Below are 17,254 nucleotides of genomic sequence, written 5' to 3'. Positions count from 1 at the left end.
AATACGCCTTCGCATCGCGCAATGGCAAGCACTCCGGACACTTTCGCACAGTTATATAACTGATAACTGCAAGTGACTACATCGCAGTTAACTTCAACGAACCGTTCCAATAGCGGAATCGGTTCGTCGATAAGCGAGTCTGCCGGGCCTCCAAACTCGTGGACATTACAAGCCCTTGCCCTAGATATTTACGCCCGTTCCGGAGCATGGTCCGGGCGATCAAGGCAAACGGGGCAAACGTGAGCGCAGACTTCTACTTTACGAAGTTCGAGAACCGGCGTCCGCCCGCGCCCCTGCCACAATCGCGCAGCGTCGAACTGATATGGCAGTTCCTGGCGATCTGTTCCCTGGTCGCCGGTGCAGTCTACATCTGGTGGCGCTGGACCAGTTCGCTCAACATGGACGCACTGTGGTTCGCGATCCCGATGGTCGTGGCCGAGACCTGCGCCTACTTCGGCCTGTTCCTCTTCACGGCCAACCTGTGGAAGACGCGCGACTATCCGCGCCGGGAACCGCCTGCTTCCATCACCGAATGCGTGCGCGAAGGCGAAGCCGTCGATCGTCCCGTTTCCGTCGACCTGTTCATCGCCACTTATAACGAGGACGTGGAACTCGTCCGCCTCTCGATCCGCGATGCGAGGCAGGTCGCCTACCCCCACTCCATAGACTTTCGCATCCATGTCCTCGACGACGGCCGGCGCGCGGACATGCAACGGGTCTGCGAAGAGGAAGGCGTCGGCTACATCACCCGCGACAACAATGCAGGATTCAAGGCGGGCAACCTGCGCAATGCAATGGAGCGCACGAGCGGCGACTTCATCGTCATCTGCGATGCCGACACCCGACCCTTCCCGACGATGCTCGAGCATACGCTGGGCTACTTTCGCGATCCCGACGTCGCCATCGTCCAGACTCCGCAATGGTTCTACGACATCCCCGAAGGCGAGCGGCTGCAAGACGTCTGGGGCCGCCACGCCGGATCGCCGGGACGACTGCTCGGCAAGGCGATCGAGACAGTCTTCGGCGAAATCCGGGTCGGAGAGGATCCCTTCGCCAACGATCCGGCGATGTTCTACGATATCATCCAGCGCCGCCGTAATCCCTGGAACGCGGCGTTCTGCTGCGGGGCCGGGTCGATCCACCGGCGCGAGGCGGTCATGTTCGTCGCGCTGCGCGCCTACGCCGATGCGATCGCCCATGACCCCGCCAATGCGCGCTCGCGCATTGCGCGCCTGCTGCGCCCCCGCAATGCCGACGAAGACGCGCTCGCCCGCTGGCAGGCCGCGCAGGAACAGGAACTGACGCCCTACAAGTTCCACGTTTCGGAAGACATTTATTCGACCATCGTCCTTCACCAGGACAAGGAGCGCACCTGGAAGACAGTGCTGCATCCGCAAGTGGAATCGAAGATGCTCTCGCCGCAGGACCTGCGCGCCTGGACGGTCCAGCGCTTCAAGTATGCAGGCGGCAGCCTCGACATCTTCTTTCACGACAACCCGGTAACGCGCCCGGGCATGTCGATGGCCCAGCGGGTCATGTATCTCACGACTTTCTGGTCGTACCTCGGTGCGCTGTGGAATCTCGTCTTCCTGCTGGCGCCGATCATCTACATGACCACCGCCATCCCGCCGGTCAGTGCCTATACCGGCGACTTCTTCATGCGCGCGATGCCGTTTCTCGTCCTCAACGAGCTGGCGTTCCTGATGGGCACCTGGGGTCTCTCCGGGTTCAAGGGCAAGGTCTCCTATCTCGCCAGCTTCCCGATATCGCTGCGCGCCTTGTGGGCAGTCGTGCGGCGCAGGAAGATCTCCTTCCCGGTCACGCCCAAGCAGCGGCAGGAAGGCAATCACCTGCGCCTTGTCTGGCCCCAGATTGCGATCATGGCGGCAACACTGTTCAGCTTCGCCTGGTGCGCCCTCCGGCTTTTCACTGTCGGCGGCGGCTACAGCCTTGGCGGGCTGATCGCCAACGGTCTGTGGGGCCTCAACAATATCCTTGCCATGTCGATCATGGTGCGCGCAGCCTTCTGGAAGCCGGAGGACGAAACATCAAAGCTGGAGAGCGTGGCATGAGCATTCGCGAGAACCTGCGCCGCGGCCGCAGCCACATCATCACCGCCGTGGTACTGATCGTCGCCGGAGCTCTCGTCGTGCAGATCGAGGATCGCAACCTCCAGCGCGAAGCCGGCAAGCCGGCGCCCGATCACGCCGCCCCGATCAAGGATGCGGCGACGGCGCTCGACAAGGTTCAGGACTGAAGCCGTTTTACCAGCGTGAGGCGGTTGAAGCCCCCCGCACTGACATAGTCTATCTCATCGACGCAGGCCTGAATGATGTTGCAACCGCGCCCATGGGTGGCGTCGAGATCGACCACCCGGCACTGGCTGAAGTACCCTTCCGGAACCGGCGAGCCACCGTCAGTCAGAACCAGGCGCAATTCGTCGCCTGCAAGGCTGACCTCCAGCGTCATCTCGCCCTGCCCGGTATTCGTGTAGCCGTGTTCGACGACGTTGTTCGCGGCCTCGACCAGCGCCAGTTCGAGATCGAGAGAAGCGGCTTCAACCACTCCCCCACGGACGCAAAAGTCCTTGAGAAAAGCGGCAAGTCGGCGGACCTCTGCGAGGTTCGCCGCAATGGCGATGACGCCGGGCCGGTCAGCCGAGAGTGACATCTGCCTGTTCTTCGGTATCGCAGATCACGAACAGCGTATCGAGCCGCGTGATCTGGAACAGGCGACGCACCGCCGCATTGGCGCCGACCACGGCGATCCTGCCGCCCGGTCCCATCTGCTTCATCAGCGAGACGAGCACGCCAAGGCCGGTGCTGTCGATGAATTCGACCTGTCCAAGGTCGAGCAGCACGCGCTCGGGACGGTTCGCGAAAGTCCCCGCCATTTCGTCGCGAAAGGCCGGCGCTGCCGCGGCATCGAGCCTGGGATGCTGGATCAGGATCCTCAGGATCTGCGTGTTGCCCGTCATGCCGATTGTATCTCCGGAATCTTGTTCTCAATCACGAGGAGCGAGATGTCGTCTTCGAAGCCGGCGCTCGAGCGCCTTGCGAGCAGGCCCAGTTCCAAGGCGCCCACGAAATCGCGTATCCGCTTTCCGGCATTGCTCGCCAGTGTCCGTACCAGCCTGTCCACGCCGAACTCCTGCCCTGCACTGTTGCTGCATTCTGTGACGCCGTCCGAATATAGCACCAGTCGCGCACCGGGAGGGAAGTCAAAGCGTGTCGGCTTCCACGATGCCGTGTCGAACCAGCCGACCGGCATTCCGTAATCGACTTCGGGGATCAGGACCTTGTCGTCTATCGCGATCAGGGGGCGCGGGTGGCCGGCGCAGACCATCCAGCACTCCTCACGCTCGGGTCGGGCGAGGCCGCAGGCTATCGTCGCATAGCTCTCGTCACCCCGGTCGAGGATCTCGCGGTTGATCGCTTCGAGCGACCGGGCGAGATCGCGCGGCGACGTCGGGCGAAGCTGCTTGATGCGGTGGTGCAGATGGAAGGAATCGAGCGCTGCGGGCACGCCATGGCCGCGCACGTCGATCAGGAAGAACAGCGCTCCGCCCTCTCGCAAGGGCGATACGCCGATGGAATCGCCGCCGAGCATGGCCGCAGGGCGGTAGAGGTGGCGGAAATTGAGCGCCCCTACGAGTCCTTCCGTGGGCAGGAGGCGCTCATGCAGCGCCGTAGCCGCGTCAAGGTCGGCCCGAACCCGCTCAAGGGCCTCCTGGGTGCGGCGATGGGCTACTTCGAGAAGGCTGTTGCGGCGCTGCAGGCGGCGATGAAGCAAGCGATTGCGCTGGGCGCTCTGTACTGCGAGTTCAAGCTGGACCTGCTCAAAGGGCTTGAAGAAGAAATCGTCGACGCCAGCTTCCATCGCCCTGCGGATAACCACTTCGTCGTTGCGTGCGGTCATCATCACGACATGCAGGTAACTGTCCTCGCTGCGCCCGGCGCGAACCTGCCGCACGAGTTCGAGGCCGTCCATCCCCGGCATCTGCCAGTCGGTGACGAGCAGGTCGACGGGCTTGCCTGCCAGCAGTACCAGCGCTTCTTCGCCACTGGCCGCCGAAGCGACCTTGCAGCCGAGCGCTTCGAGATGTGCCGCCAGAACGTCGCTCATCAGGTCGTCGTCATCGACGACAAGCACTTCGAGATGATAGCGCACGGGGCTGGCTGGGAAGTTCTGCATCGGATCCGGAAACTGCGAAAGCGTTCGGAAATTATCTTCGGAAATGGTTACCTTTTGGCAAACAACTCTCGGTAGGTTCCGCAATGAGCCAGTGTTTTCCGAATGCCGGGGGCACGGCCGACCAGGATCGAATGCCGAATGAACATCACTAACAAATTCCTGACTGCCGGGCTCGTTACGGCCGGCACTTTCGCATTTTCCGTCCCTGCTCTCGCGCAGGATTCGGGCGTTGCCTATGCCGGAGGATCGGTGGGCGATGGCGCGAACGGCTATGCCGGCGCGGTCGTGGCCCTGCCCGGCGCGCGCCTTGGCGAAGGACTTGCCCTGCGCGCGGGTGGCGGCGGCGGCGAATACCGCTACGAAGCGAATGGCCAGCGCATCGACGCCACATATGTGAATGCCGAAGTCGCGCTGGTCTACCAGACCTCGGGCGACTGGGGCTGGGCCAATTTCTCGGCCGGCCCACGCCTCACCGACACCAGCCTCAAGCCCGACGATCCGGGCAACCGCATGCGCGGCACGAGGATCGATGCAGCAGTTCAGACCGACGGTGCGCTCGGCAATGCCTGGCGTCTTACCTGGTTCGGCTCGCTGGGCATCAACGACCGCGCCTACATCACGCAGGCCCGCTTCGGCCCGCTGGTCGACGGCGGCAGCGACACGCGCATCGGCGTCGAAGGGGGCATACAGGGCGATCGCAGCTATACCCGCAGGAGCGTCGGCGGCTTCGTCTCGACCCGCATTACCGGCCGATGGCAGGGCCTCGTCTCGGGCGGTATTACCGACCAGGCGGGCCGCAACGTCAAGCCTTACGTGGCTCTCGGTGTCAGCCGCGTATTCTAGCCCACCCGCCGCGCCAGTGCCGCGGCCTGTTCCGGCACTCATGGCATTCGGGAGCTTCTACGATTTCCAGAGGAGCGCCGCCAAGTGAAGGCATCTCTCTCAGTTTCGGTGGCCGCACGACGCGAGAGCTGGCGCCAGCGCATTGCAAAGATCATTGCCCTGATCGTGCCGCTGCTGATCGGCGGCGTTGCGCTGCTGCTGCAGGAACAGGTGCAGACAACCGACCGGCTCGCCGCAGCCGAGGCCGAGACGCAGGAAAAGCGCAACCTCATTCTCTCCGTGTTTTCCGCGCATCAGGACATCGAAACCGGAGGCCGCGGCTATGTCCTGACCGGCGACCCCGAATTCCTCCAGCCCTTCGACAAGGGCACCCGCGAACTTGGCCGGATCGAACCTGCGCTTCGCCGTGCCTTTGCCGGTCAGCCCGAGGACCTCACCGAACTGGCTGCCATTTCCGAGCTCTCGCACAACAAACGCGAATTCACCGACCGCATCATCTCCCTGCAGCAAGCAGGTGACAATGCCGGCGCCGTCGCCCTTATCCGCAACAAGGGGGGCAAGCGGCTGATGGACGGTATTCGGAGCCACATCACCAGTCTCCTCAAGCGCGAGAATGACAGGCTCACGGAAGTTTCCGCACGGTCGCAGCAGGCGATCTCGGCCCTGCGTCAGGTGACCTTCAGCCTGCTGTTCCTGCTTCTGGCCCTGCTGATCATTGCCGGCATCGCGATCTTGCGCACCCTGCGCGCTCGCGAACAGGCGCTGATCCAGCTCGAAGACGTATCGCTGCGCCGCCAGGCGGTGCTCGAGAACGCGATGGACGGCATTCTCACCCTCAACCCCAGCGGTTCGATCGAAACCACCAATGCGGCGACCACACGCCTGTTCGGATACCGGGAAGTCGAACTCGACCGGCGCGACGTCGGCATGCTTTTCGCCAGCCAGCCGGCTATCGGCGAGTTCGCCCGGGAATTGCGCGAAATGCACCTGTCGAGCGACGGTCCCGGAACGGCGCGCGAAATCGTCGGCAGGCGCAAGGACGGCACGGAGTTTCCCATCGAGATCGCGCTTTCCGCAATGGTCCTCAACGAGGGACTGCGTTACGTCGCGGTCATTCGCGACATCACCGAACGCAAGCGGGTAGAGCAGCTCAAGTCGGAATTCGTCTCGACCGTCAGCCACGAACTGCGCACTCCGCTTACCTCGATCGCTGGCTCTCTGGGCCTGCTCAGCGGGGGGGCCGCAGGCGAACTGGGCGAGCGCGCGGGACGGCTCATCTCGATCGCGCAGAGCAACGCCAATCGCCTCGTGCGTCTGATCAACGACATTCTCGACATCGAAAAGATGGAATCCGGCCGCATGCCGTTCCACAACAGCGAGCTGGACCTCAGCGCGGCGCTGGCGACGTCGATAGAGGAAAACCGCAGCTTCTCCGATGGCTACGGCGTCAAGCTGGCGCTTCAGGCGCCCCAGGTGCCCGTGTGGGTCAGGGCCGATGCCGACCGGCTGGCGCAGGTCTTCGCCAACCTGATGTCGAACGCGATCAAGTTCTCGCCCAGCGGCGGGACGGTTTCCGTCACCGTCTCTCCCGGGGCCAGGTATCACCGCGTCTCCTTCACCGACGAAGGACATGGCATTCCCGAAGAATTCCGCAGCCGCATCTTCGGCAAGTTCGCGCAGGCGGACTCCTCCGACACCCGGCAGAAGGGCGGAACCGGCCTCGGCCTGTCGATCGTGCGCGAGATCGTCCAGCGCCTTGGCGGCAAAGTGAGTTTCGACAGCCAGCTGAACAAGGGCACGAGCTTCCACGTCGACCTGCCCGCCCTGCACGACGGGCCCGGGCGCGGAACCCGAGGCCAGGAAGCGGGCCTGCTCGTCTGCGGCAACGGTGCTGCCAGCGCATTTACCGAAGCCTTGCGCCGCGCCGGATACACGGTCAGCCTCGTCGGCAATGTACAGGCAGTGCGTGCGGCGCTCGCCTCATCAAACTATGACGGCATCGTGGTCGACATGGGCCTGTCGGGCGGCGCAGGCATCGAGATCATCCGCATGGTCCGCGAAACGGCGCGACACAGCGGCACACCGATCCTTGCGCTGGGCGGCAAGACCGGTTCCCGCGAACTGGAAGGCGATGCTGCGCTGGTGCTGGACTGGCTGCGCAAGCCCATCGAAGTGGGCCGCCTGATCGACAGCGTCGATGCCGCCAGCCGCGTTCTCGATGGCGCGCGTCCGCGTATTCTCCATCTCGAGGACGATCCCGACATCGCCCGCATCGTCACGGAGGCCCTCGATGGACGCGCGAATGTCGTTGCGGTGGACAGCCTGGCTGCGGCGCGGCGCGAACTGGCGAGTAACCGGTTCGACCTCGCGATACTCGACCTCACCCTGACCGATGGCGATGGCAGTGCCCTCCTTCCCGACTTGCGCCGGGACGGGGAACCTCTGCTGCCGGTTGTGATCTTCTCCGCGCAGGATGCCGATCCCGAAACCGCAGGATCGGTCGATGCCTGTCTCACCAAGGCTCGCACCCCGATCGGCGCGCTCGTCGCCATCGTCGAAAGCCTAACCTCCCCCACACGCACCCAGGAAACCGTCGCATGACCATCGAAATTCTCTATGTCGACGACGAGCCCGACCTTCGCGAAGTTGCAACCATCGCGCTCGAAATCGATCCGGGGATTCATGTGCGTTCCTGCGGTTCGGGCGCGGAAGCCCTGACCATACTGGAAAGCTGGACGCCCGATCTCGTACTGCTCGACATGATGATGCCCGACATGGACGGGCCGACCACCCATGCGGAGATCAGGCGACGCTTCGGCAGCCGCCTGCCGATCGTCTACATCACCGCACGGGCGCAGGAACACGAACGACAGCGCCTGATATCGCTTGGCGCGTTGGGCGTGATCGCCAAGCCCTTCGACGCAATGACGCTGGCAAAACAGGTCCATGAACTGGTCGACCGTGTCTGACCTCGAAGACCGGTTAACCCCGCTGCGCCTGCGCTTCATCGAGCGCCTGCACGGCAATCTCCCGGCCCTCCTCGAGCTTCGCCCGAAGCTCGGAGACGATGCCTCGCGCACCGAAGTGATCGCAATCGTTCACAAGATTGCGGGCATGGCCGGGACCATGGGCTTTCCCGATTTGGGCGCGGCAGCGCGCAAGCTGGAGGAATGCCTCGTCGACCGACCCGGCGAAACCGCAACGGCGCGTGCCGATCTCGATGATCTGGCGGACCGTATCACGGCAGTTGTCGCCAAGGGCTGAGCCGTCCGCAAGCCGCGTGGCGGCCCTTCCCTTCGCAAGCGAAGCCTTTCCCGTTCATTTCCGAAAATTGTGTCCGGAAACAATTCGTCACAGAGACGAAGGAACCAGGACACGAAGAACTCCCAATCAGGAACCATCGAGATTCCACATGGGAGCACAGAATGATTTCCGCAGCGCTTTTCGCGATTTCCACCCTCGCAAACCCGGGCGCATCCTGCTCATCGGCAACCCTTGCCTGCGTGGATGTGGCACCGGCCGCCGAGGCTTTTCCGCACCGTCCCATGCTGAAAGCCAAGGGTGTTATCGGCATGCGGCGCGCCAATGACGCGGAAACAAACAGAAACGAACAGGCAAATCTTTCCTGCGCCGCGCACCCGACCAAGAACCCCACGTGCCGCCACCGTCTGGTAAAGGCGCAGAACGAAACGCCGCGTTCCGATTTCGCGATTGAGGCAACCGGAGAAAAGAGCGCGCAATGACCCTCGCTCGTTCGCTCCTCCCTCTGGCGATGGTGCTAGCGCCGATCGCCTGGCCAGGTTCCGCCTTGGCCTACGACCGGCTGCCGACCGGCCTCGCGCAGCTCACTCCGGACGAGGTGCGCGAGCGCGTCGAAGTACACGACGATCCGGCCACCCCCCACGTCGTCGTCTCGACCCGCGAAGCATGGGACCGTGGTCGCTCGATCGGCGGCGCCCATGCGCGCGACGTCCACCTGCGCGCGCTCGTCGATCGTCAGTCCGGCGCAGTACGCTGGCAGGTCTGGCATGAGCTGGTCCACCCCGGTCCGGCCCCGCGCGTGGTCGGCGTGAAGTATGAAGCCGGCGGTCAGATCGCCCAGGCCGACCTGCTCGTCACCGATCAGTGGAAGGAGGACTGCCCATCCGTCGACGCCATCCACCGGGAGTGCAACCGCCACACCCGCCTCGTCTTCGAACTGCCCGAAAATGTCGTGAGCGAGATCGCCGAAGGCTACAGGCCGCAAAGCCGTTCGCCGTGGCAGCTCAAGTTCAAGGCCGAGGACGGCAAGTCGATCAGGGGCGGCCTTGCTCCTGCAGAGGCAGCGGGTCTGCTCCATGCGGTCGAGACCGTGCGCCAAGCCCTGCCTCACACGTCGGGCTGATCCGAACATCCCGTTATTTGAGCCGGTGCGGTTTGCCTGACCGCACCGGTCTTCCTATTTACATGGCAACATGCAAGAGACGATGACGTTCGCACACAGAATCAGATCCCCCCACGCCATGATCACCACGCCTCCCACCATTCTTCTCGTCGAGGACGATGGTGCGCTCCGCACATTGACCGCCCGGGCCCTGCGCCAGAGCGGCTTCAACGTGCTGACCGCGGCAACGGGGGCGGAGATGTGGGTCACCTTGCGCGAAACCGCGGTCCAGCTCATCGTGCTGGACATCATGCTTCCGGGCACCAGCGGCTTCGACCTTTTCCGCAGCCTGCGCCGCGAAAGCGACATTCCCATCATCTTCATCTCCGCCAGGGGCAGCGAGGAAGACCGCGTGCTCGGGCTTGAACTGGGTGCGGACGACTATCTTGCCAAGCCGTTCAGCACCCGCGAACTCGCGGCCCGCGTCAGCGCGGTCCTGCGCCGCGGCGGCTATGAAGGCGCGATCGAGAGCCCGGCCGACGGCCGTGCGCCCGAAGTGCTCTATTTCGATGGTTGGCAGGTCTCGCTCGCACGTCGCGAACTGCGCGCGCCGAATGGCGTCATGGTCGACCTGACCGGAGCGGAATTCGACCTCCTCTCTACTTTCCTGGGTTATCCCCAGCGCGTGCTGGGGCGTGAGCGACTGATGGAACTGTCACGCTCACGTATCGGAGACAGCTCGGATCGCAGCATCGACGTCCTTGTCAGCCGACTGCGCCGCAAGCTCCAGACTGAAGACAAAGAGTCGCCGATCGTAACCGTGCGCGGCGTCGGCTACATGTTCAGGGCGGAAGTGACCCGTTCCTGATGCTCCAGAGCGGCATGGGACTGTTCCGGCGCCTTGGCCTGCCAGAGCGCCTGCTTGCCGTTCTCCTGCTCGTCCTCATCGTCGACATCATCGCCAACACGGTGCTGTTCGAGCGGGTCAACTCGTTCGAACTGCGTCGTGACGATGCCGAGCGGATTGCCGAGAACCTCGTGCTGGCGACGCGCGCCATCGAGCGCGCTCCGGGAATGGAGCGCAGCGCCATAGCCAATGCACTGAGCACCGACCGCTTCTCTCTCGAATGGTCGCCTCCGACTGACCGCAAACGCGGTTCGCTGGGCCTTGCCAACTTGCGCGCGCAAGTCGTCGAGATCGAACCTGCCCTTGCCACCGGCGACATCGAACTGCACCTTGAGGAACTGCCGGGCAAGGGCAACATCGGCGGTTCCGTGCTGCTGTCAGACCGCAGCCTCCTGAAGTTCCACACACACGCCAATGCCGCGTGGAAGTTGACAGTCGGGCGCATTCTCAGCCTCATCCTGCCGACACTCCTGCTGATGGCCCTCGCCTGGGCACTCCTCAGCACGACGCTCAAACCGCTGCGTTCGGTGATTGGTGCAACCCGGGAACTGGGCTCGGGGCCACCCCAGCCGGTGCCCGAACGCGGCCCGGACGAGATGCGCCAGTTGATCCGCGCGCTCAACGACATGCAGGAACGCATTCACCAGTCGCTGGTCGATCGCACCCAGACGATGCTGGCGATCGGTCATGATCTCAAGACACCGCTTTCGCGCATGCGACTGCGCCTGGATGACGTCAGCATCGGCCCCGAGGTGCGCGAAGGGATTTCCCACGACATCGAAGAGATGCGCATGCTGATCGAATCGATCCAGGCCTATATCGACAATGGCGGGGAAACGATCCCTTCCGAGCGGATAAATCTCTCGATCATGGCCGAAACACTGGTCGATACCGCTGGCGACCATGGCGCCGATGCCACGTTCGAGGGCACTCCTGGCATCGTCATCAAGGCCCGTCCGGTGGCGATCCGCCGCGCGCTTTCCAACCTCATCGAGAACGCCATCCACTACGGCGGCAACGTCCGGGTCAGCGTGCGGCGCGATGGCGATGGCGCGGAGGTGGTCATCGAGGATGATGGCCCCGGTATTCCCGAAGACCGCATCGCCGACGCGCTCCAGCCCTTCGTGCGTCTGGATACGGCGCGCAGTCGCGATACAGCCGGCATGGGCCTGGGCCTGCCGATCGTCCAGAAGGCCGTGCGCGCTGAGAACGGCACGCTCGACCTGCGAAATCGTCCCGAGGGTGGCCTGCGCGCGACGATCCGCCTGCCGCTTGCGCCGAAATAACAGAGCGCTGCAACGCAGCAAAACTTCGTAACGTTTGCGAACAATGACGGACAAGCGCGCCACCTAGCTCTTGAGCAGAACCTGAGGGGAAATCCCGCAGGGCGATTCTACCCAAGGAAAGGTAAGCAACGTGAACGAGTTGATCGGTCGCGTCTTCAGTTTCGAGAAGACGATCTTCCCTGCCAGCAGCGACTTGTTCGGCAAGCTGGCCACCCATGGCCAGGAGCCCAAGGCGCTGATGGTTTCCTGCGCGGACTCGCGCATCGTCCCCGAACAGATCATGCAGGCCCAGCCCGGCGACCTTTTCGTCTGCCGCAACGCCGGCAACATCGTCCCGCCCTTCGCAACGATGAACGGCGGCGTATCCTCCACTGTCGAATATGCCGTTGCCGCCCTCGGCGTGCGTGACATCATCGTGTGCGGCCACTCGGACTGCGGCGCAATGAAGGCCCTGAGCAATCCGGTCGGCCTCGACAAGATGCCCAACGTCGCTGCCTGGCTGCGCCACGGCTCGGCGGCCGAGCATATCGTGAGCACATGCCACCCCGAGCTCGGCGAGCAGGAGCGCGTCCGCGCCATCAGTCTCGAGAACGTGATCGCGCAGATCGCCCACTTGCGCACCCATCCCTCGGTCGCAGCGGCCATCGCCCGCGGCGAAATGTCGCTACATGGCTGGTTCGTCGATATTCACGCCGGCCAGGTCCTCGGCCTCGACGGCGATACCGGCGAGTTCGTGGCCCTGCGCGAAGACCGCGAGCTTCCGGTCGCGCTCAAGGCCCGCACCCGCATCGCTACCGAACTCGCCGAGGCCGCGGAATGAGTACCCCCGCCGCCGAAACGCGAACTGGGCCATTTGCCTTTTTCGCGCGAGACTTCACGGCCTCGATCGTGGTCTTCCTCGTGGCAATGCCATTGTGCATGGGCATCGCCATCGCTTCGGGCGTACCGCCCGAGAAGGGCCTCGTTACAGGTATCATCGGCGGCATTGTCGTCGGTCTGTTCGCCGGTTCGCCGTTGCAGGTCAGTGGCCCGGCCGCTGGCCTTGCCGTTATCGTCTTCGAGTTCGTCCGCGAGAACGGGCTCGAGGCGCTGGGCCCGGTATTGCTTCTGGCCGGCGTAATCCAGCTGGTTGCCGGCGCCCTCAAGATGGGCGGCCTGTTCCGTGCCATCAGCCCGGCCGTGGTCCACGGCATGCTTGCCGGTATCGGCGCGCTGATCGTCATCGGCCAGTTCCACATCCTGTTCGACGCCAAGCCGATGTCGAGCGGATTGGAGAACATCGCGATGATGCCCGCCCGCGTGCTGGGTCTCGACCTTTCCAGCGTGTCGGCCACCGAGATGGCGCTGGGCCTCGGCCTGCTGACCATCGGCGTCATGTTGGGCTGGGAAAAGCTGCGCCCCAAATCGATGGCTCTCGTCCCCGGAGCCCTGCTTGGCGTCGTCGCCGCAACGGCGGTTGCCTGGAGCATGGGCCTTGGCGTCGCGCGGATCGAGGTCCCCGCCTCGATCGGTTCGGCCTTCGCACTGCCGACCAGCATGGAGTGGTTCGCCCCGCTCGCCAATCCGGGTCTGATCGTCGCTGCCGTGGCGATCGCATTCATCGCCAGCGCCGAAACGCTGCTGTCGGCCGCTGCTGTCGACCGCATGCATGACGGCGTGCGCACCGAGTACAACAAGGAACTGCGGGCGCAGGGCATCGGCAACTTCCTGTGCGGCATGGTTGGCGCGCTGCCGATGACCGGCGTGATCGTACGCAGTTCTGCCAATGTGCAGGCCGGCGCCAAGACCCGCCTTTCGACGATCCTGCACGGTGCTTGGATCCTCGGTTTCATCGCGCTGCTGCCCTGGTTGCTTCGCGAAGTACCCATGGCCGCACTGGGCGGCGTGCTCGTCGTCACCGGTTGGCGCCTCGTCAGCCTCAAGCACGTGCAGCACCTGCTCAAGGCCCACGGGTACCTGCCCGCGGCAATCTGGGCGGTGACCTTCATCCTCGTGGTGACCACCGACCTGCTGACCGGCGTGCTCGTCGGCCTCGGCCTCTCGCTGGTCGAGCTCCTGCCCCACGGCCGCAACCTCGGCCTCAAGGTCCATGAGCACGAGGACGAGGCCGGCCCGCGTCTCGAACTGCACGGTGCGGCAACGTTCCTCGGCCTGACGCGGCTCAATGCGGTGCTGGAACGCCAGCCCGCCGACCGCCCGGTCCACCTCGACCTCGACCGGGTGCGGGCGATGGACCACACAACCGCGGAAACGCTCAGCGAGTGGATCTCCCGCCGCCGCCAGCGCGGCCATCAGGACCGCGTGACCGGCCCGGCCTCGATTCTGAAGCCGCTACCGCTGGCAACCTGAAGCAACTGACCCTGAGTGACCGAACGCTTCGGCATTCGGTCACCATCTGCGGGCGGACACGCACGGGCGTGTCCGCCCGCTTCTTTTGCCGGCTGCACACCATGCCGGCCCCGGATTCAGACTCCCGAAACTCCATGCTGCAGATGCGAAATACTTTGTCACAAACGAGCAAGCCTGCGGACAACCTTCGCCAATAGTGTCAGCTAAGTCATCGCGACACGCATGCGCCACGCAGCGACAGGCGACGAGGTGACCGCAGGACGGAACACGAAGACACAAGTCATCATGAGGGTGTTCCAAATATGAAGTTTCGTCTGCTTTCCGGCGTTGCCGGTCTCGCCGCTGCCTGCCTCGGCATGGCTTCGCCTGCCCTCGCGCAGGACGCTCCCGGTCCTATCACCGTTTCGGGCGAAGTCGCCCTCGTCTCGGACTACCGCTTCCGCGGCGTCTCGCAGACCGACGAGGAAATGGCGATCCAGGGCGGCATCAACGTCGAGCATGAAAGTGGCTTCTACGCCGGCACCTGGACTTCCAACCTTTCGGGCTGGGGCACTTTCGGTGGCTCCAACATGGAGCTCGACCTCTACGCCGGCTATGCCACCGAAATCGCCAGTGGCCTTAACCTCGACGTCGGCATGACCTGGTTCATGTATCCGGGCGGCGCTTCAGACACCGACTTCGCAGAACTCTACGCCAAGGCTTCGACCACCTTCGGCCCGGCCGACTTCCTCCTTGGCGTCGCTTATGCTCCCAAGCAGCAGGCACTCGGCAAGGTCTACAACAACGCCGCCAGCTACAACGCGGGCATCCCCGACAACCCGGGCGCCAAGTCCGACAACGTCTACGTATGGTCCGATGCCAGCGTGGGCGTGCCCAGCACACCGATCACACTCAACGCACACCTGGGCTATTCGAACGGCAACTCGGGCCTCGGCCCGAACGGCACCAGCATCGCGCCAACCGGTGAGTTCCTCGACTGGTCGCTCGGCGCCGATCTCGCGCTTGGCCCGGTGACGCTGGGTGTCGCCTATGTCGATACCGACATCTCGCGCTCGGATGCCGCCTACCTGCAGCCGAACTTCGCTTCGTCGAAGGACGGTTCGAAGATCGCCGACTCGACAATCCTGTTCTCGATCTCGGCAGGCTTCTGACGATACTCTCCCGTCCGGGCGCAGATCGCGTCCGGGCGGGTCCTGATCGCTAGCTGCGCCTCGCGCCCGACTGGCCGAAGCGGGCAACCAGATCGTAAAGATCGCCGCGAAAGTGCTGGCGCACGAAGGTGATGCTGTCCTTGCCGCGCCAGGTCCTGCGTTCGACCAGCAACGTCGCCGTTCCGGGCGCAACCATCATCCAGCTTGCCACTTCGGCATCCGCCCCTTCCGCCGCTATGCGCGTTTCGGCCTCATCCCATGGCACGTGCCGCAGCAGCCAGGACCCCGGCGCCTGCTCCGCAAAATCAACGAATTCGATGTCCGGCACTGCCGTCAGGTCGACCTGGCGATGCTCAACCGCAAAGGCCGCATCGTTGGCGTAGTGAACCCCGGCGAGCGAAAGCACCCGGCCGCGGTCCGGTCCGAAGGGACTGTCAGGACCTTCCGTGATCTCGCGCTTGCGCAGGCGGTATTGATGCCTCTGGCCCCGCGCCGCGATCTCCTCGGCCAGATCGGGAATGTCGAGCACCATCGAATGCACCCGCGGGCGCGAGACGAACGATCCGGCACGCTTGCGCCGCTCGATCAGCCCGGCAGCGGCAAGCGCGGAGAGCGCCTTGTTCACCGTCATGCGGGAACAAGCGTAGTGCGCCATCAATTCCGCTTCGGTCGGAAGACGCTCTCCCGGAGACAGCTCGCCCGAGACGATGCGCGCCTCCACTTCGGCGCGGATGCGTTCACCCAGAGGCAGCGTCATTGCGCAAGCCGCCTCATGGTTTGCGCGAAGTGGCCGACGATCGCCTCGCGCCGGACATGGTGGCCATTCCGCACGATCCGGCAGCCGCGGCGCCATACGCTCTCGATCACGCCCTGACCGGCGGAGAATATGAAGGCATCGAGCAGGCCATCATCGCTGCGCCCGATCATTGAGGGCGCGTCGGCGCGCAGGCTCACCAGGTCTGCCGGCGATCCCGGCGCGAGCGGCGCAGGGGCAGCCAGTGCCTGCGAACCGCCCACCACTGCACCTTCATAGAGGAACCGCCCGGTCGATCCCCCGCGCGTTCCGGTCAGGCAGTTACGGCTGCGCAGCGAGAGACGCTGGCCATATTCGAGCAGGCGGAGTTCTTCGGTCATGTCGATCCGGACGTTGGAATCGGAGCCTATGCCAAAGCCCAGACCGCCTGCCAACGCTGCGGCGGCGGGAAAGATGCCGTCGCCGAGATTCGCCTCGGTCATGGGGCAAAGCCCGGCGACCGCGCCGCTGCGGATCATTCCCTTCCATTCGGCCTCGTTCACATGGGTGGCATGGACGAGGCACCAGTCGGGCCCGACATCGGCATTGTCGAGCAACCATTGCACCGGCCGCGCGCCGCTCCAGGCAAGGCAATCGTCCACCTCGCGCTGTTGCTCGGCAACATGAATGTGCACGGGGCCATCCCGTTCGAGTGCGGTAACCTCTGCCAGCGCGGCGGGCGTGACCGCGCGCAGCGAATGCGGGGCGATGCCGAGGCGCGCGTCGTGCAGTCCTGCCAGCGCGCGCCGGGAAGCTTCGAGCAACCTCGCGAAACTCTCGGGGTCGGTAACGAAGCGCCGTTGCTCCGGCGACGGAGGCAATCCGCCGAAGCCTGCCTGCGCATAGAAGACCGGCAACAGCGTGAGTGCGATGCCGGTCTCCGCAGCGGCTTCAGCAAGCGCTGCCCCCATGCGCGCCGGATCGTCGTAGGTCTTCCCGGAAGGATCGTGATGCAGGTAATGGAACTCGCCAACGCGGGTGAAGCCCGCCTCCAGCATCTCCATGTAGGCGAGCGCGGCGATAGCCAGCATCGCTTCGGGATCGAGCCGATCGACGAAGCGGTACATCGCCTCGCGCCAGGTCCAGAAACTGTCCTCGCCCTCCCCACGATACTCTGCGGCACCCGCCATGCCGCGCTGGAAGCCGTGGCAATGAAGGTTGGGCATGCCCGGCAGTCCGATAGCGTGCCGCTTGTCGCCGGACTGCGGCGCGGCATCGGGCGTGATCGACACGATCAACCCGTCTTCCAGCTCGAGACGCACGTCCCGCCGCCAGCCGCCGGGCAGAAGCAGGCGTTCGAAATGCAGCACCGTTTCCGTGTTCATGGGGCGACTCCGTCGGCTCGATTTAATGTCTATACATTATTGC

At 64.4% G+C, this 17,254-nt stretch carries 18 protein-coding genes; 13 read left to right on the top strand and 5 right to left on the bottom strand.

The annotated features are described in order from the left end of the window. Nucleotides 1–239: 239 nt before the first annotated feature. Together SPHV1_RS14390 and SPHV1_RS14385 are read left to right on the top strand one after the other, a co-directional pair. Nucleotides 240–2,072, top strand: a complete 1,833-nt coding sequence (locus SPHV1_RS14390; protein ID WP_231634685.1) for a glycosyltransferase — start codon at nt 240–242, stop codon at nt 2,070–2,072. After that, nucleotides 2,069–2,257 (top strand): hypothetical protein, encoded by a 189-nt coding sequence (locus SPHV1_RS14385; protein WP_054946728.1) that lies wholly within the window; start codon nt 2,069–2,071, stop codon nt 2,255–2,257. The genes SPHV1_RS14390 and SPHV1_RS14385 overlap by 4 nt, the downstream gene beginning before the upstream one ends. Here the strand turns inward: SPHV1_RS14385 and SPHV1_RS14380 are convergent. Genes SPHV1_RS14380 through SPHV1_RS14370 form a run of 3 tightly spaced genes read right to left on the bottom strand, consistent with a single transcriptional unit; the run spans nt 2,248 to nt 4,194 of the window. Beyond that, complete coding sequence (locus SPHV1_RS14380; RefSeq protein ID WP_054946727.1) at nt 2,248–2,670, bottom strand: ATP-binding protein; 423 nt, start codon at nt 2,668–2,670, stop codon at nt 2,248–2,250. The two genes, SPHV1_RS14385 and SPHV1_RS14380, sit on opposite strands and share 10 nt — an antisense overlap. Next, nucleotides 2,654–2,977 carry an STAS domain-containing protein gene (locus SPHV1_RS14375; RefSeq protein ID WP_054946726.1) on the bottom strand — a complete coding sequence of 108 codons (324 nt, stop codon included), beginning with the start codon at nt 2,975–2,977 and terminating at the stop codon, nt 2,654–2,656. The genes SPHV1_RS14380 and SPHV1_RS14375 overlap by 17 nt, the downstream gene beginning before the upstream one ends. Then, nucleotides 2,974–4,194, bottom strand: a complete 1,221-nt coding sequence (locus SPHV1_RS14370) for a PP2C family protein-serine/threonine phosphatase (RefSeq protein ID WP_082431018.1) — start codon at nt 4,192–4,194, stop codon at nt 2,974–2,976. The genes SPHV1_RS14375 and SPHV1_RS14370 overlap by 4 nt, the downstream gene beginning before the upstream one ends. A 138-nt stretch (nt 4,195–4,332) precedes the next feature. Between SPHV1_RS14370 and bcsS the strand changes: the two genes are divergently transcribed. The 11 genes from bcsS (at nt 4,333) to SPHV1_RS14315 (ending at nt 15,093) form a co-directional block, all read left to right on the top strand. Continuing rightward, nucleotides 4,333–5,037 (top strand): cellulose biosynthesis protein BcsS, encoded by a 705-nt coding sequence (gene bcsS / locus SPHV1_RS14365; protein WP_054946725.1) that lies wholly within the window; start codon nt 4,333–4,335, stop codon nt 5,035–5,037. An 84-nt stretch (nt 5,038–5,121) separates the two neighbouring features. Next, a complete protein-coding gene (locus SPHV1_RS14360; RefSeq protein WP_054946724.1) occupies nt 5,122–7,638 on the top strand; it encodes an ATP-binding protein in 2,517 nt (838 codons plus the stop codon). Continuing rightward, nucleotides 7,635–8,006, top strand: coding sequence for a response regulator (locus tag SPHV1_RS14355; protein ID WP_054946723.1), 372 nt, complete (start codon nt 7,635–7,637; stop codon nt 8,004–8,006). The genes SPHV1_RS14360 and SPHV1_RS14355 overlap by 4 nt, the downstream gene beginning before the upstream one ends. After that, a complete protein-coding gene (locus SPHV1_RS14350) occupies nt 7,984–8,301 on the top strand; it encodes an Hpt domain-containing protein (protein ID WP_054946722.1) in 318 nt (105 codons plus the stop codon). Before SPHV1_RS14355 ends, SPHV1_RS14350 begins: the two co-directional genes overlap by 23 nt. Before the next feature lie 161 nt (nt 8,302–8,462). After that, entirely contained in the window at nt 8,463–8,780 is a 318-nt protein-coding gene (locus SPHV1_RS14345; RefSeq protein ID WP_054946721.1) for a hypothetical protein, read from the top strand. After that, on the top strand, nt 8,777–9,421 hold the full coding sequence (locus SPHV1_RS14340; RefSeq protein WP_054946720.1) for a hypothetical protein: 645 nt from the start codon (nt 8,777–8,779) through the stop codon (nt 9,419–9,421). Before SPHV1_RS14345 ends, SPHV1_RS14340 begins: the two co-directional genes overlap by 4 nt. A gap of 118 nt (nt 9,422–9,539) precedes the next feature. Beyond that, nucleotides 9,540–10,268 carry a response regulator transcription factor gene (locus SPHV1_RS14335; protein ID WP_054946719.1) on the top strand — a complete coding sequence of 243 codons (729 nt, stop codon included), beginning with the start codon at nt 9,540–9,542 and terminating at the stop codon, nt 10,266–10,268. Continuing rightward, nucleotides 10,268–11,593 carry an ATP-binding protein gene (locus tag SPHV1_RS14330; RefSeq protein WP_054946718.1) on the top strand — a complete coding sequence of 442 codons (1,326 nt, stop codon included), beginning with the start codon at nt 10,268–10,270 and terminating at the stop codon, nt 11,591–11,593. Before SPHV1_RS14335 ends, SPHV1_RS14330 begins: the two co-directional genes overlap by 1 nt. 130 nt (nt 11,594–11,723) lie before the next feature. Next, complete coding sequence (locus SPHV1_RS14325) at nt 11,724–12,413, top strand: carbonic anhydrase (protein ID WP_054946717.1); 690 nt, start codon at nt 11,724–11,726, stop codon at nt 12,411–12,413. Continuing rightward, on the top strand, nt 12,410–13,942 hold the full coding sequence (locus SPHV1_RS14320) for a SulP family inorganic anion transporter (protein WP_054946716.1): 1,533 nt from the start codon (nt 12,410–12,412) through the stop codon (nt 13,940–13,942). Before SPHV1_RS14325 ends, SPHV1_RS14320 begins: the two co-directional genes overlap by 4 nt. Before the next feature lie 302 nt (nt 13,943–14,244). Continuing rightward, nucleotides 14,245–15,093 (top strand): TorF family putative porin, encoded by an 849-nt coding sequence (locus tag SPHV1_RS14315; protein WP_054946715.1) that lies wholly within the window; start codon nt 14,245–14,247, stop codon nt 15,091–15,093. Nucleotides 15,094–15,142: 49 nt separating this feature from the next. On the opposite strand, the gene SPHV1_RS14310 is transcribed toward SPHV1_RS14315, so the two are convergent. After that, a complete protein-coding gene (locus SPHV1_RS14310; protein WP_054946714.1) occupies nt 15,143–15,850 on the bottom strand; it encodes a GntR family transcriptional regulator in 708 nt (235 codons plus the stop codon). After that, on the bottom strand, nt 15,847–17,211 hold the full coding sequence (locus tag SPHV1_RS14305) for a formimidoylglutamate deiminase (protein ID WP_054946713.1): 1,365 nt from the start codon (nt 17,209–17,211) through the stop codon (nt 15,847–15,849). Before SPHV1_RS14305 ends, SPHV1_RS14310 begins: the two co-directional genes overlap by 4 nt. Between the last annotated feature and the right edge of the window lie 43 nt (nt 17,212–17,254).

The organism is Novosphingobium sp. KN65.2 (genome assembly GCF_001368935.1).
In the GTDB taxonomy this organism is placed as follows: domain Bacteria; phylum Pseudomonadota; class Alphaproteobacteria; order Sphingomonadales; family Sphingomonadaceae; genus Novosphingobium; species Novosphingobium mathurense.
The sequence above is the reverse complement of the archived record's forward strand: the minus strand, read 5'-3'. Positions and strand labels throughout refer to the sequence as shown.

Bases quoted from the DNA above. Each gene is read 5' to 3' on its own strand.
- SPHV1_RS14370 (WP_082431018.1), bottom strand. From the start codon at position 4,194: ATGCAGAACTTCCCAGCCAGCCCCGTGCGCTATCATCTCGAAGTGCTT.
- SPHV1_RS14350 (WP_054946722.1), top strand. From the start codon at position 7,984: ATGAACTGGTCGACCGTGTCTGACCTCGAAGACCGGTTAACCCCGCTG.
- SPHV1_RS14355 (WP_054946723.1), top strand. From the start codon at position 7,635: ATGACCATCGAAATTCTCTATGTCGACGACGAGCCCGACCTTCGCGAA.
- SPHV1_RS14375 (WP_054946726.1), bottom strand. From the start codon at position 2,977: ATGACGGGCAACACGCAGATCCTGAGGATCCTGATCCAGCATCCCAGG.
- SPHV1_RS14340 (WP_054946720.1), top strand. From the start codon at position 8,777: ATGACCCTCGCTCGTTCGCTCCTCCCTCTGGCGATGGTGCTAGCGCCG.
- bcsS (WP_054946725.1), top strand. From the start codon at position 4,333: ATGAACATCACTAACAAATTCCTGACTGCCGGGCTCGTTACGGCCGGC.
- SPHV1_RS14380 (WP_054946727.1), bottom strand. From the start codon at position 2,670: ATGTCACTCTCGGCTGACCGGCCCGGCGTCATCGCCATTGCGGCGAAC.
- SPHV1_RS14345 (WP_054946721.1), top strand. From the start codon at position 8,463: ATGATTTCCGCAGCGCTTTTCGCGATTTCCACCCTCGCAAACCCGGGC.
- SPHV1_RS14335 (WP_054946719.1), top strand. From the start codon at position 9,540: ATGATCACCACGCCTCCCACCATTCTTCTCGTCGAGGACGATGGTGCG.
- SPHV1_RS14330 (WP_054946718.1), top strand. From the start codon at position 10,268: ATGCTCCAGAGCGGCATGGGACTGTTCCGGCGCCTTGGCCTGCCAGAG.
- SPHV1_RS14320 (WP_054946716.1), top strand. From the start codon at position 12,410: ATGAGTACCCCCGCCGCCGAAACGCGAACTGGGCCATTTGCCTTTTTC.
- SPHV1_RS14385 (WP_054946728.1), top strand. From the start codon at position 2,069: ATGAGCATTCGCGAGAACCTGCGCCGCGGCCGCAGCCACATCATCACC.
- SPHV1_RS14310 (WP_054946714.1), bottom strand. From the start codon at position 15,850: ATGACGCTGCCTCTGGGTGAACGCATCCGCGCCGAAGTGGAGGCGCGC.
- SPHV1_RS14305 (WP_054946713.1), bottom strand. From the start codon at position 17,211: ATGAACACGGAAACGGTGCTGCATTTCGAACGCCTGCTTCTGCCCGGC.
- SPHV1_RS14315 (WP_054946715.1), top strand. From the start codon at position 14,245: ATGAAGTTTCGTCTGCTTTCCGGCGTTGCCGGTCTCGCCGCTGCCTGC.